Annotated in this window: 9 protein-coding genes; 1 reads left to right on the top strand and 8 read right to left on the bottom strand. The window is 68.2% G+C overall.

Going from position 1 to position 13,526, the window contains the following annotated elements; genetic code table 11:
• From ON41_RS05955 to ON41_RS42890, 7 genes are all read right to left on the bottom strand, one after another.
• The coding region (locus ON41_RS05955) for a hypothetical protein (protein ID WP_040745769.1) at nt 1–989 on the bottom strand (989 nt) is incomplete at its 3' end.
• A complete protein-coding gene (locus tag ON41_RS05950; RefSeq protein ID WP_040745767.1) occupies nt 986–1,303 on the bottom strand; it encodes a type VII secretion target in 318 nt (105 codons plus the stop codon). The genes ON41_RS05950 and ON41_RS05955, both read right to left, overlap by 4 nt.
• A 118-nt stretch (nt 1,304–1,421) precedes the next feature.
• Entirely contained in the window at nt 1,422–1,724 is a 303-nt protein-coding gene (locus tag ON41_RS05945; protein WP_306307773.1) for a YbaB/EbfC family nucleoid-associated protein, read from the bottom strand.
• 23 nt (nt 1,725–1,747) lie between these two features.
• Complete coding sequence (locus ON41_RS05940) at nt 1,748–2,089, bottom strand: hypothetical protein (RefSeq protein WP_040745763.1); 342 nt, start codon at nt 2,087–2,089, stop codon at nt 1,748–1,750.
• 22 nt (nt 2,090–2,111) lie between these two features.
• A complete protein-coding gene (locus ON41_RS05935) occupies nt 2,112–2,900 on the bottom strand; it encodes an ESX secretion-associated protein EspG (RefSeq protein ID WP_040745762.1) in 789 nt (262 codons plus the stop codon).
• Nucleotides 2,897–4,957 carry a hypothetical protein gene (locus ON41_RS05930; RefSeq protein WP_040745761.1) on the bottom strand — a complete coding sequence of 687 codons (2,061 nt, stop codon included), beginning with the start codon at nt 4,955–4,957 and terminating at the stop codon, nt 2,897–2,899. The genes ON41_RS05935 and ON41_RS05930 overlap by 4 nt, the downstream gene beginning before the upstream one ends.
• Nucleotides 4,958–5,272: 315 nt before the next feature.
• A complete protein-coding gene (locus ON41_RS42890) occupies nt 5,273–5,995 on the bottom strand; it encodes a hypothetical protein (protein WP_246460907.1) in 723 nt (240 codons plus the stop codon).
• 150 nt (nt 5,996–6,145) lie between these two features.
• On the opposite strand from ON41_RS42890, the gene ON41_RS05920 reads away from it, so the two are divergent.
• Nucleotides 6,146–6,964, top strand: a complete 819-nt coding sequence (locus tag ON41_RS05920; protein ID WP_157185374.1) for a hypothetical protein — start codon at nt 6,146–6,148, stop codon at nt 6,962–6,964.
• A 65-nt stretch (nt 6,965–7,029) separates the two neighbouring features.
• On the opposite strand, the gene ON41_RS05915 is transcribed toward ON41_RS05920, so the two are convergent.
• Nucleotides 7,030–13,497, bottom strand: a complete 6,468-nt coding sequence (locus ON41_RS05915) for a DUF8616 domain-containing protein (RefSeq protein ID WP_051161014.1) — start codon at nt 13,495–13,497, stop codon at nt 7,030–7,032.
• Between the last annotated feature and the right edge of the window lie 29 nt (nt 13,498–13,526).

The following is a 13,526-nucleotide window of genomic DNA, read 5'->3' as shown; positions in this document are numbered from 1 at the left end:
GGGCCGATCGGTGCGCCACCGGCGCCGCCGCCGACACCGCCGGCCGGGCCACCCGCGTCGCCGCCGGCGCCCTCGGCCGCCGCGCGGTCCTGCTCTTCCCTGTCCTTGGCTGCGATATCGGACGCCGACTTGGCCGCCGACATCTGCGCATTCGCCTGGGTCATCTGCGTGCCGACCTGAGTGGCGGTCTGAACTCCGGTCTGCGCCATCGACATCAGCGGGGTGAGCATCTGCAACATCTGCTGCATCTGCTGCGGGTCCATACTCTTCGCGCCACCGCCCGTAGGCTTCGGCGGATTCGTGACCTTGTGCTTCTTCCCCGCCTTGGTCATCCGCACCGAGTGCCCGAACATCTCGACCTTGGTCTCGGTTACCTGGGCCAGCGCCTCGGTGAGGCTCTCGACGGTCGCGGCCACCAGGAAGACCTGGCCGCCCGGCGTCGCCAGCAGCGGCGCACCGGCGGTCATGGTGGCCGTGTACTTGGCGATGATCGCGGCCATGTTCGCCGAGCCGATCCCCATCGAGGTAGCGGCGCCGCCGAGCACGCCCTTCTGTTCGCCGCTCTGCGCCATCAGGACCGAACCGTCGGCGCTCGCCTCACCGGCCTTCGCGGCAGCCGACTGCGCACCTTGCCCCTGCCACAACGTCATCGCCAGTTGCAGGGCCGAAGTACCCAGCGACATCGCCGTTGTCAAGGCCGTGCTGACGCCCTGCATCACCTGCGTCGGATCCGGTCCCGGGCCGCTGCCGATCTGGCCGTTGCCGAAGCCGCCGGCGAGATCCGTCAGCGGCTTGGCGATGGCGTGCAGGTCGAGTACCGGCATGGGCGGCATCTCGGGCAGCGGCGGGAGCTGCGGCAGGTGGTTCGGGTCGGGCAGCTGCGGCAGGCCCATATCGCGCAGGACGTCGTTCACCGGCCGATCGATCATCGGCGCGATGGCACTGCCCCGCAACATATCCAGGATCGAGGCGTCCAGCGGCGCGTTCATACCGAGCGCTTGGCGGCGTCGAACGTGGATACCGAGTCGTGCTCGGTCGATTCGTACGCGGCGGCGGCGTCGTGGGCGGTCAGGGCGGTGGCGGCGTGGACGCCCGCCAGCTCCGCCACCGAAGCGGCGTGATTGGCCTGCGCGTACGCGAACGACATCAGGAATTCCTGACCCAGCAGGCCGAAAACCGGTACGACAGCGGCGATCGTGGCGGTCTGGTCGAAGGCGCCCGCGGTGCCGACGCCGGTGGCCATCGTGGCCGCCGCGTTCCCGTAGTCACGGATCGCATCGGGTGTTGCTACGAATTCGCCCATGGTAATCCCTCAATCCCACAAGACAATTGACCGTTGATTTCGAACGTACCCACCGATGTACAAGCGTCGGAAGGCTGTGTGTGAAAAGTTTGCACAATCTTCGTGAACAGCCGGGTGGCTATCCGGAGACCTCCTCGTTGAATGCTGTAATAAGTCCCGCGCGCTCGGCGAATGCCCGGTGCGCGGCCGCTGCGGCGGTATCCACCAGGCGGCGCTCGAACTCGGCGGGCGACAACGTCGAAATCGCCTCGGTGAACGAAAGATCAAGCAGCGCACCGTTACCGTCGACCGTCACGGTCACCGAACCGTCCGGGGACGTCTCCGTGGCCTGGACCGATCGCATACCGTCGGCCAGATCCTGCAATCGATACAACCGCTGTCGGACGCTGGATTCCAACTCGTCGAAAGTCTCGTACAACACGCTCGTGCACCCCTCCTCGATCGCTACACAGAGCGCAGCCAGGTATCCGGCTCTGTCTCGTATTCTTCCTCGTCTGCAACTTCTTGACGAGCCACAGCTTCTGGGGTCGGCAGGCCCATGAGGTCGATCATCTCGGGCGCCATCCCCGCCTCCTCGAGTTGCGCCCGCCGCTGCAACCCGGCCCGGTTCGCCGCCTGCCGGCACAGCCGAACGACCTCGGTCGCCAGCGCCCGCGGATCCTTCCGCAACTCCCCCGGCTCCACCGAAATCCCCACCGGCAAACCCTGTTCGGTGGTGCGCACGGTTATGGAGCCGGTCCGAGAGGTCGCGCTCCACTCCTCCGGAGCGAATTGTTCCCCGGTCATGGTGTCTCCTCCGCGACAGCCGTCATTGCCATATCCGTTCGTCCTTGATCGCGCGAATGACCTCGGCGACTTTGGTATTGATCGCGTTTATCAGATGAGCGCGGTCGACGGCGCGCGCCACCGGCGGGATTCGATCATCGATCACATAGCGGCCGTCGTCGACCAGATCGCGCCATTCGAGCCGATAGCGGACCCGGCCGCGCGGCCCGAACCGGGAGGCCCCCTGGTGCACATCAATGGTGCCCGAATAGGGCGTCGGCGTGTCGAGGAAGCGTTGGGCGCGGTCGCCGATCGAATCATCGAACGAATCGCGCACGGTCGACCGGCCGTAGTCGAAGTCCAAGCCCGCGGCGCTCTCGCCGGGGAGCGTGATATCCGGCAGCCGTCCGGCCTCGTTCTCCGGCATCGCCCCCACCACGGCGTCGGCGAGCGCGACGGCATGGCATTCGGCGACGGTGAAACCACCGGCGTGCCAATAGGTCCGGCCGGGCAGCTGGGTGATCAGATAGCCGCGGTCACCGCGCCGGACACCGACCAACCGGACCACATGCTCCGGATTGTCCCAGTCGCTCGGATCCCATCCGGTCACCGCGATCCAGAGATCGGGCTCGGTGATGGCACGCAGCGCGTCGTCGAACTCGCCGTTCAGCCTGCCCCGCACCTCGTCCAGGGTGCGCCGGAGCTCCCTGCGGAACTCGTCGTCGGTCGGGATATCGGTGGCGAACATGAGCGGGAACGGCAGGAAATCCTCTACCACCGAGCGCCATAGGGCGTAGTACTCGAGATCGCTCAACTTCCAGGTGCGGTTCATTGTTCGAGGACCGGCCGGACGACGACGGGGGCCTCACCGAGCGCCTCGTCGAGATTGTCGACCGACTCGAGGTTGACCGACCGCTTGTGTTCCTTCTGCTGCTGGCCACCCGCGCCGTGCCCTGGCGACCCGGCGGCGCCGGGCGAACCGGGCTGGCCTTGTCCGGTGGCGGCGAGTCCCGCCCGGCCCATCGCCGCGGCCTCCTGGTTCGCGGCCGCCCGTGGAAACAGCTTGGACGCCATGGCCGCCTCTTTGGCCATCGCATCCTTGGCCAGTTGCGATGCCGCTCCGCCCCCTGCGCCGCCCCCGGCACCGCCGCCGCCCTTGCCCGTGCTGAGCCCGGCCGCCTTGGACATCGCGGACTCCAGGCCGCCCAGACCGCCCGGCAGTCCCGCGAGCCCGGCCTGGGCCTGCTGCAAGCCCTGCTCCGCTGCCTGCTGAGCGGCCTGCATGCCCTGCTGGACGGCCTGCTGCGCGGCCGACATGCCTTGCTGCATCGCCTGCTGCGCGGCCTGCTGCTGGCCCTGCTTCTCCATGTCGGCCTTCTGCTTTGCGATGGCCGCGTTGGCTTCCCGGGTACGTCGCTCCAGTTCGGCGTTGTTCTTCTTGTTCTGCGCCTCGAGTTCCTTGCGCTGCTTCTCGATCTCCGCCTCGCGCCGCTTGGCGTCCGCGGCCAACTGCCGCTGCTGTTGTTGCTGCTGCGCGGCGCTCGGGCCGCCGCCGGTGGGGGAACCCGGGCTGTTCGGACTGCCGGGGTTACCAGGATTGCCGGGGTTACCGGGGTTGCGGGGATCGCCGGGTTTCTGGCCCGTGATGCCCTTCGACGTGGGCAGGACGGGAAGTACCGAGCACGCATTCGCGCCGGGCACGTAGTAGGCCGCGAAGGTTTGTTGCGCGAACTTCTGCCAGGCGTCGTAGTTATCCGGGCTGGGATTCGCCATGCCCTCTTTCCATGTCGGCATGCCGAGTTCGGTGGACCTGACCCAGCCCGCCCCCTCCTGCAGGAGAGACCCGACCTTCTGCATCGCCGCCACCAGTTGCATACCGGCGGCGGCGTAGTGACCGACGGCGCTGGTCGCCATATCCGCGCTGTGTCCCTCCCACCGGCCGGGACCGACGATGTCCTGCATCCCGGTCTGCAAATCGTTGAAGGCGACCTGGAATCGCGACGCCATCCGGTTCCAGTCGGCGGACAGGGTGAGCAGCTGGGAATACTTGCCCGCGAGCGAATTTCCCAGCGAACAAGCCACCGGAAAGACGATCTGCTCCGGCGCCTCCACCCCGACGTTGACCGATTTGTAGTGCGGATCGGCGGCGTTCGCGGGTGCCGAGCCCTCGTATTTGCCCTTTCCGTCGGATTTGGGTGCGAGGTTCTCCGGCTTCGGGTCGGAGCTACTGGGCGGTGGCTGGGGCGCCTTCTGGGACGGCGCGGGAGTCGGTGTGGTCTTGACGGCCGGGTATTCGGACGAGGAAGGCGTCTGGGTCGTAGTGACCTCGGGCGACTTTTGCGGCGACGGACTGGGCGTCGGTCCCGGGTCGTCCTTCTTTTCCTTTTCCTTCGCAACCCATTTGGGCAGTTCGGCCGGGGTGATAATGGTGCTGTGATCGGTGCGCTGCATTCCGATCAGGTCGATATGCTTCCGCTGAATGACGTCGCTTTTGTCCAGCTGATGCTCGAACGCGATCCGGGACGCCTCCTCGGTCCGGTCGGCCATCTTTCCGCCCATGAGAAATGCCTGACCGATGTCCTCCAGAGCGGTTTTGAACGACTTCAGCTTGTCGTCCAGCAGGTCCTTGCCGAGATCGGCGAAATGCTGGTTGATGCGGATTCCGGAGGGGAGATTGCCGAAGTAGTTGGTGCCCTTCGCGTCGAAGGCCATGTTGTACGCGCCCTCGGAGGAGGAGTTCTTCGACTGGCCCCCGGCGTAGTCGATGATGGCGTAGGCATCACGCACGAGATTCACTGCCGCGGCGGGCGCGCCGTCCTCGATGACGAAGACACCGCTCTTCGCCTGGCTCTTCAGATCCGACGGGGTGACGTAACCCTCTCCGCCCATCGCTCAACTCCTGCCCTGCCGTGCCGTGCGGTCCGCCGCCTCCGGCCACCCTCCACCCCGGTACCCCCGGGCCTATGCCATGGCACTCGATCTTCCCACAGACGGGATGAACTGTGAATGGACTTCCCGTGACCATCGTGCTACAGCGGCGGATCACCTTGCACGCCAAGCGTGCCCGGGCCGCCTTAACAGGCGGTAAAGAAAACCTTCCCGCGAACCGCCCTGCGACCAGGGTCACAGCGGCCGCAGCGCCGTTGCGCCGCAATGTACTTCGGGGCAGGGGTTCGCTGGTTCGAGGACGGAGCCGGGTGCGTATCAGAAGTACTTCAGGATCTGGGCTTCGAACTCGTCGTAGTCGACGTCGGCCGGTGGCCGGTAGTCGCGGGCGCGTACGTGCCGCAGGAAGCTGTCGGGTATGTCCAGCTCATAGTGGCTGAGGTAGTGGATCGAGTCGACCCGCCAGATCCACACTCCGTCCGATCGCAACGACGACGCGCTCATGATCCGGTCCGTGCCGTTCACCACGTCGACGAGAACGTCCAGGACGTCGAATACCGCCGGCGCCGTCCGCAGGTACTCCAGGATCCGATCACGATCCTCGATCACCCGGCTGGTGTAGGACTCGAACAGGGACGGCAGCTCGGGATGGCTCCCGTTATACATTTCGCGGTACAACCCGACGGGCCGCAGAGGCGCGGTCTCGGCAGCGCGTCCCGGAAACGAGCGCCGCTCGAGAAGAGCCATGCCCGCGTCCGCCGCTGCGGCCTCCGCGGCGGATTGCCAGCGCGCGATATCGTCGTCCGCGAGCGGCGCCGAGGGATCCGCGTCGATGCTTATCGACCAATGGTCACCGTCGTCGCGCCACAGGTTCATCTGGGCCGGTGCGCCGGCCAGGTCCGCGGAGCCGAAGTGCGCGTCCTCGAGATCGGTCAGGCGGCCGTGCGGGCGCAGGCCGAGCGCCTGTCGCAGGTGGTCGAGCCGCGTCGTGTCCGGACTCCCACGGAAGATCAGCAGCAGTCGAGGTTCGGTACCACTCATCCGCCCTCTCCCCTCGCGCGCACTGTGGAGTGTGACCGCCCACCATCCTGACACGGATCAGGTGGCATTTCTGCCCTGAAAACATCGGTGTGGCACCGACTCTCACCCCCGTGTTGGATAGCCTGAGGCCAAGGCCACACGGGAGGACTGATGTTGGAGGCACTCTACTATGAGCTTTCGACCGCGGCGGCACGGCAGCTGGGCTTGATCACCCGGGCCCAGGCGGCCCGGCTGGGCGCCGACGCGGCGACGATCGACCGCCTCAGGCAAGACAAGTTGCTGCGAGAACTCGACGACGACGTATTCCAGCTCTCCAGCAGTCTCACCGCCCTCGGATACGCCTACCCCTATGCGGCGTGGCTGGCGCTGGACCCCGAGCGATTCCGCTGGGAACGTCCCCGGGAGCCCGCGGAGGACGCGGTGCTGTCACACCATTCCGCCGCCCGCCTCCACAAGCTCGGCAACATCGCACTGCCACTGACGGCTTTCACGGCGCCGCAGGCCGGACACACCCCGCGCGCCGTCGTCGTGCACGCCGGTCGGCTTGCGCCGGAAGACATCACAGCCGTCGGGGGCGTCCCGGTGACGACCGTGCACCGGACCATTCTCGACCTCGTCCGCTATCCGTACGACCGGGACGAGATCGGCCGGGTGCTCAACGATGCTCTCCGGCTGGACGTGGTGGACCTGCGGGCGATCCACGAAGCGCTGGTTCCGCTCGCCGCGGAGCGCGGTTTTCCCGCCGACGGCGCCGCGTTCCTCCGCTACTTCCTCCCCGATCTCGTCCCGACCGCGCTGGCGCCGCGCAACCTGCGTGCGTACGCCGAACTCGCCGCCCCCGAGGAGGTTGCGAGGATCGAGCCCCGGATAGCCGAAATACTGAGCGATATCCGCCCGGCGGACGAGGCCGACCACGCGTTGAGCCGAGAGGTCGCCGCGGAGATCGTCGGGCGCCTCCGCCGGCGCTGAGACAGCCGCCCGGACCGCATCTACGACATCACCTACTACCACGCACCGCCGAGGCCGCCACCGGCTCACCCGGCGTCGCCGGGTCCGGGATCGGCGGATCCTCGGCTCGCGTCGAGCACCCCGGCCGCCGACCGCCGCAACGCCGCCAGCTCGGCCTCGTCGAGCTGAGAGAGCAGTTCGTCGCGCACCGCCCGGCTCCGCAGGCCCGGATCGCTCAGCAGGGTCCGGAGAGCGGCCGCGACCGCCGCCGGCCGCTCGGCGATCGGGGCGCCGTAGGCATGGGCCAGACGGTCGTGCTCCGCGGCCGGAACCGGATGATCCGTTTGCAGTACGTAGTAGGGATGGACCAGCGTCCTGTTCGGGATCTCCGGATCGGCCTCGAAGCCGGGGTCCACGACGCCGCGCAGCGCCAACCGGATCGCGTCCCACTTGCGGGTCGCGGTATCCGGCGTCGCCTCGGTGTGCAACCAGCTGTGCAGCTGATCCGCGTAGTACCGGCTGCGTGCCCACTGTTCGGTGGTCCACGCGACCCGCTCCCCGGCCCCGTCCGGCGCGGTGTACCCGAGCCGGTGCGCCCAGCGATCCAGCTCACCGGTCTCGACCAAGCGGTATACCCGGTCGGCGGTGAGGGCGACCCGCTGGTGCGGGAAATCGCTCGGCATCGCCTGGCGATCCTTCGGCACCGCCAGATCGGGCCCGAACTGTACCCGCGCGACCGTGCGGAGCGGGGGCGGCAGCGTTTCGCCGACCTGATGGAACTCGCGGACAGGGTGCCCGGACTCGTCCAGCTCGACCGTGCCGTCGGGATAACACACGGTCTCGAAGTGGCCGTAGCGCCATTCCTGCGAGATAAGAGTCCAGCGGTTGCCCTTGTTCAGGTGGAAGACCTGGTTCTCGAGGTAAACCGTGGGCACACCCAGGAGGAACGGTATCTCCAGAGCCCCACTCTCGGTGCCGATCTGGATGATGTCCCGATCGGCGAGCAACTGGTGGAAGACCAGCCCCTGCTCGCCCGGCCCCAGCGGTGTGCCGCCGTTTCGAGCCTTGTCCCAGAACTTCACCATCGTCGTGGTGTCGACGCCGTCGAGCACGCCGTCCGCCGCCCACGCCTCCCGCAGCCCGGTCCGGTTGTGGAAGATGTCGTCGCCGACCAGGACGACGTGCCGCTCCGGATCCGCCGCTCTGGTCTCCTCGATGAGCTGGCGGAGCACTCCGGGCTGCGTGTCGAGGCCGTTGCGATTCGCGGTCGGATTGGCGCGCTGGTCGCGGACCCACAGCAGGGCGATCTTCTCGGCCGGCACGCCGAGTTCGCGGGCAGCGGCGTCCAGCCGGTCGACCACGCCTCGCGCGCGTTCCCACCGCGCTTCGGGGTCCGCGCCGGACATTCCCCGCACCATGGCCGCCCTGGCGGCTTCGGGGTCGTCGCGGAGCGCTCCGAGAGCCCGGATGTGGGCGCGCATGTGCTGGTGCTCCGCCGTCTGCGTCAGGCGCATGTCGTCGCCGTAGGCGAGCCGAACCCGCTCCGGCGCGATGCCGTACTCGTGAATGATGTTGCGCCGCATCGCCAGTGCGTCGACGAGCGGCTGGGCGTGCATGTCCAGCAGATCGCGGACGAGTTCGGCGGGGGCGACGTCGACGACGGGCCGGCCCTTCAGCATGCGCCACAGCGCGACGGCATCGGCCTGTTTCCGCGTCATGCCGTCCGGCAGCTCGCCGGTATAGGAGACATGGGTCGCCTCGGCCTCCCGCGCATAGGCGTCGACCACCCGATCGGGGAGGTAGCCGACCTCGATCGTGATCGCCGGATCGGTCATCGCCGCGGCGCTGTGGATGAACAACTCGCCGGCCTGGAAGGAATAGAAGCGGAGGTTCTTGCTGTCCCAGTTCTGCACCGGGGAGGGTGCGCCCGCAGACTCCGGAAGCAGGCCGTCCCGGATCGCCGCGAGCTTGTCCGCGAGTTCCGGAACGGATGGATCGTTCATCACACCGTCGACGATCGACGGCACGCTACCCACGCTGTCCGCACTGCCGGACAGCCTGTCCCACTGCGGGATACGCTCCGGCTCGGCGAATGCGGTCGAGGGCGGATTGTCTCCCGGGGTGGGGATCAGCTTCACCTCCGCCGGGTGGATCGCACCGGGCTCGGCAGGTATCCCCTCGGTCAGCGGCGCGACGACGATGCCCGGGGGATCCCGCGGTTCGGGCGGCGTCCCGACCGTCGGCCCGGCCCCGTCCCGGGGCACCCAGTTCAACGTCCGGTGGTCCCAATCGGCTTGCGGGGGATCGGGTTTCAGCAACGGGTCCAGGAACTTCCCGAGCAACGGCAAGGCCTCGCCGAGCGTCGTGAAGGGAAGGCCGGGGGTGACCCGGGCGTAGTCCGCGTACTTCGGGCCCCACTCCGGGTTGGGGTTGGCGAACCTGTCCGGCGGGTACAACTGCTCGCCCTGGGACCAGCGCAGTTCGAACTCCTCGCGCAGCATCGCGTGGGCCCGCGGCCCGTCCCACGACGTTTTCAGCGCGACCAGCGTCAGATCGACCAGGTCGTTGCACCGCTGGGGAGGCTGGCCGCCATCCCTGTCGTGGGTGTACATGGCCGCGACCTTCTGCCGCACGAAACCCTCCAGGCTGAGGATCCGGATGTGGCTCGGGTCCCCGACTCCCTCGAATCGGAACAGCTGCCGCGCCGGAAAGGCGTGTGTCTCACCGACCCAGTGCGTCGTATCGCTCGGGTAACCGTCGATCTCGCGGTTGGGCACGAGATCGATACCGAGCTCCATCGGCTCCCGGCTACCGAGATACACCTGGTGGAAGACCCGGATTCCGCGTCCGCCCGCGATCGATTCGTTCCGCAGCCACTCGAACCGCAGGTGGTCGCCGTGATCGCGGGACAACGCCGCGTTGTAGTCCGCTTCCATCCGTGCCGTATCACCCTCGGTGATCCGGATCAGGTCGAGGTCGGTGGTCGCCCGCCCGTCCGGGAAACGGGCCAGGAAGGATTCGCCGCCCTTGAGGATCCAGGCATCCGGATGCTCGGCGAAGACGCGGACGACCGCGCGCTGCAGGACGAACTGCATGATCTCGGCTTCCGGAGTGGTCCCGTTCTCACGAGCCACCTCGAGGGCGCGCTCGGTCAGCGCGGTGTCGAACTCCGCGAGGGTGTATTCCTCCGCGCCCATCCAGTCGTAGAGAGTCGGGTCCGGTGCGGGCGGAGTCTCGTCGGGCTGGGGCGAGCCGTCGTGGTCGGGGCTGGGCGGCGTCGCGTCCCCCGGCGGACGATGAACAATCCAGTCGGACTCGCTGAACACCAAGGAGTCCTTGAAGACGCCGAGATGCCGCACATCCACCGGGCCGTGGGCATCGAAGATGGCGAGCGACATCTCCCGGCCCGTCCGAGCGCCCCAGTCGGCCGCCCACCGGTGCAGGTGCGGGAACTCCGAATGGGCGAGCCGCTTGTTGAGGTAACCGTGGTCCTTCGTCAATGAGCCTCCGAATTTTTCCGGATCCCATTTCCCGGCGGCCCGCTCGAACATCGGTCCGGAGGAGATATTCAGGTCGAAGTCGCTGCGTAGGTCCAGACCGAGCCGGTACATCGAGTCGAACGGCCGCCCGGTCGGCCGCTCCGGATCGTCACCGAGCCATTCGCGCATCCGCTCGAGCGCCTCGGGATGTCCCGCGAGCTCCTCCTCGGTCAGCAATTTCTTGCCTCCGCTGGAGAAGAAGTTCACCCCCGAGCCGTGTACTCGAATGTCCACCTGATCGAGGGGGACCCCGTCCTTCGCCAGGGCCTCCAGAAGCTCGAACCGCCACACCCGGTAGGTCCGCGGATCCATGCCCAGCACCGCTTCCCCGGACATCCACCACTCGACCTGTTCTCGGTTCAAGCCGAGGAAATCGAGATCACGATCCCGGATCACATAGCCGGACGCGGGGTCGACCGGCCACGGACGGGGTCGTAGCGGCGGCGGCTCCTCGTACTTGAGAGCCTGCTCGAACGGAGACCGTCGCCCCTCGCCGGACTCCGGACGCGACGGTTCGTCCATGAAGTCCCAGCCGGGCGGGTCGTCGAACGCCGAACGCCGTTGCCCCGCAGGGGAGTCCGCCCGAGGGGCGGGAGCGTTCTCGGGACGATCCGCCGGCAGCGCCTCCTCGGCGCGCCGCGGTTCGAAGGTCTCCCATCTGCCGTTGTCGCGAATGATCGCGGGCGAGTCCGTTTTCCGGGGCGTTCCCACGGAATCCGTGGGTGCCCGGACCGGCACCCCCAGCCGGTCGGCGATGTACTGGGCCCAGCCGACCTCGTTACCGCTGTGACACGCCAGCAGCCTGATCGGGGTGCCCTCGCGATAGTGCGGATTGTTGCGGATCGCCTCGACGATCTGCTCCGGATGGACCTCGTGGCCACGGCCTGGTATGGGGGCGCCGTCACGACTGCCGTGGACGACGACATCGTGCTCGCCCTCGTTGCGCACGTTGTCACGCACGCGATGGGTCTCGCCGTCCTCACCGATGGAGGTGGAATTCTCGCGATAGACGATGCCCTGGCCATTGGCCAGTTCACTGTCGTAGCGGACGGCCGCGTGATCCGGCTCGGACCGGCCGGCGCCGTCGTGGTCGCCCTTCTCCGCCATGACATCACCACGCGGCTGACCGGCATCCCCCGCGGAATCCCGCTGCGGCACACTCCTTTCCGGCCCGGCGATACCCGCCCGCTGCTCCGGCGCAACACCCGCCGCCCGCTGCTCCGGCGCAACACCGGCCGCCCGCTGCTCCGGCGCGAGGCCGCCAGGTCGCTGCTCCGGGACCACGCCCCCCGGCCGCTCCTCCGGCGCGACACCACCGCGCCGTTCGGGCACGGCATGCGTTTCCGACTCCGCGCCGGCCGGCTCGGCCACCCGGGCCACCGGCTCGTTCCGCGCCTCGGCGGCCAGATTCGACCCATGTCCGGGACGCTCCGAAACCGCTGCGCCCGCGCGTGTCTCGCCCCTGGCTGCTCCCGTGCGCGGCTCACCCGCCGGCGCGGCTCGCTGCTCACCGACGGGGGCTGCCCGCTGTTCACCCGCCGGGGCCGGGCGGGCGTTCGCAGGGTGAGCCCCCTCGCCCGTGGCCGCTCCGGGCGACGCCGTCGTGGACGCGGGCGCACCGTTCAGGCGCTGCTCCAGGCCCCGCATCTCGGCCAGGCGTTCGGTTTGGGTCATCGGGATCCGCTGACCCTCCGGCGTGCGGACGTGATTGCCCGCCCCATCCTGCCGATACGCCACCGGCGCATCCTTGAGTTCCTGCGCGCGCTGGAAGATTTCGGTGTTACGGGCCTTCGCTCCCGGATCCATCACACGGTCGGGGTGGCTGTCGATGATGAGCCGCCGACCCACCTGATCGACCTGGACCTTCGCCGCAGCCTCCTGGGCAGCGGAGGGCATGGGCCGGGGAATCGAACCGTCCCCGGCCGCCGCCCCCGGCGACAGCTGGAGGTCGGTGGAATATTTCGGCCGGTTGGCGCCGCCGAGCGCGCCCATGGCAGCACCCGCCCCGACCATGTGCCAGTCGGGACGGTAGTTCACCTTGCCCAGGTCGATCGACTGGCCGTAGCGGACATTGCGATACACCTGCGTCGCCACCTGGTCGGTGATCCCACCGGCATACATACCGGCCGCGCCGCCGATGGCGTGGACACCCATATTCGCCACCGTCGCGAAGCGGGACGGCAGGTTCCGCACCAGATTCTCACCGGCCATGCCGATCGGCGCGCCGACCAAACCCCCGACGCCCCACATGATTCCGGTGTGCGCGGTCTGCCGCCAGTCGTACTCCTCGCGGTGCCCGAGTGCCATCTGAACGCCCTGGATACCCGCGTCGAGGGCCGCGCCCTTGACCGCCATGTCCACACCCGCCACCCCGGCCCGGACGGCGGCCTGCTTGGCGGCCGATTCTCCCGCCCACCGCAGCAGCGGCGTGGCGGCATTCTCGATGGTGACCTTCTTGACGTAGTTCTCCAGGAACTTCTTCAGCGCCCCCTCGGCGGCCTCCAGCCCGGCCCTTTCCACGCCCTTCGCGAAGGCCTGCCCGATGGCCACCCGCCCGGTGGCCAGCACCAGCGGGACACTCGCTGTGCCCCAGGGCCATTCGGGCAGCAAGGCGAAAACCATGCGGGCGGTGATACCGGCGAATACGGCGTCGAGCATCTTCGTGCCCTCGATCGTGGTGCCGCCCGTACCGGCGTATTTCCCCATCCCTTTCATGTTCTCGACGAGCGCCGGGAACGACGTCTTCGAATCGGCCGCGAACAGGGCGTCGAACTGCTCCTTGATCTTGTCCGCGCCCTCGCCGTCCTCGTACCACTTGAACGTCTCGTCCGTGACGGACCTCAGGTCCTGCTCGAGCCTGTCGAGCTCATCGGCATGCCGGCGCCAGCCGTCTCTCAGATCGAAGCCGTCCATATGCCGGCCGTCCGGATACTTCGACCCGAAGTTGAGCGCGGTCAGAATCCAGTCCGGGATCCACTCCCACAAAACCGTGATATCGATATCGTCGAGGCCCATTCATCGGCCCTCCGCGACACCGGACAACG

It is taken from the genome of Nocardia transvalensis NBRC 15921, from assembly GCF_000308875.1.
GTDB classification, from domain to species: Bacteria; Actinomycetota; Actinomycetes; order Mycobacteriales; family Mycobacteriaceae; genus Nocardia; species Nocardia transvalensis.
Note: the sequence above shows the minus strand (reverse complement) of the source record. Positions and strands in the feature narration are given on the sequence as shown.

Excerpts from the sequence above, each read along its gene's own strand:
- ON41_RS05920 (WP_157185374.1), top strand. The coding sequence starts at position 6,146 with ATGTTGGAGGCACTCTACTATGAGCTTTCGACCGCGGCGGCACGGCAG.
- ON41_RS05950 (WP_040745767.1), bottom strand. The coding sequence starts at position 1,303 with ATGGGCGAATTCGTAGCAACACCCGATGCGATCCGTGACTACGGGAAC.
- ON41_RS05915 (WP_051161014.1), bottom strand. The coding sequence starts at position 13,497 with ATGGGCCTCGACGATATCGATATCACGGTTTTGTGGGAGTGGATCCCG.
- ON41_RS05930 (WP_040745761.1), bottom strand. The coding sequence starts at position 4,957 with ATGGGCGGAGAGGGTTACGTCACCCCGTCGGATCTGAAGAGCCAGGCG.
- ON41_RS05940 (WP_040745763.1), bottom strand. The coding sequence starts at position 2,089 with ATGACCGGGGAACAATTCGCTCCGGAGGAGTGGAGCGCGACCTCTCGG.
- ON41_RS42890 (WP_246460907.1), bottom strand. The coding sequence starts at position 5,995 with ATGAGTGGTACCGAACCTCGACTGCTGCTGATCTTCCGTGGGAGTCCG.
- ON41_RS05935 (WP_040745762.1), bottom strand. The coding sequence starts at position 2,900 with ATGAACCGCACCTGGAAGTTGAGCGATCTCGAGTACTACGCCCTATGG.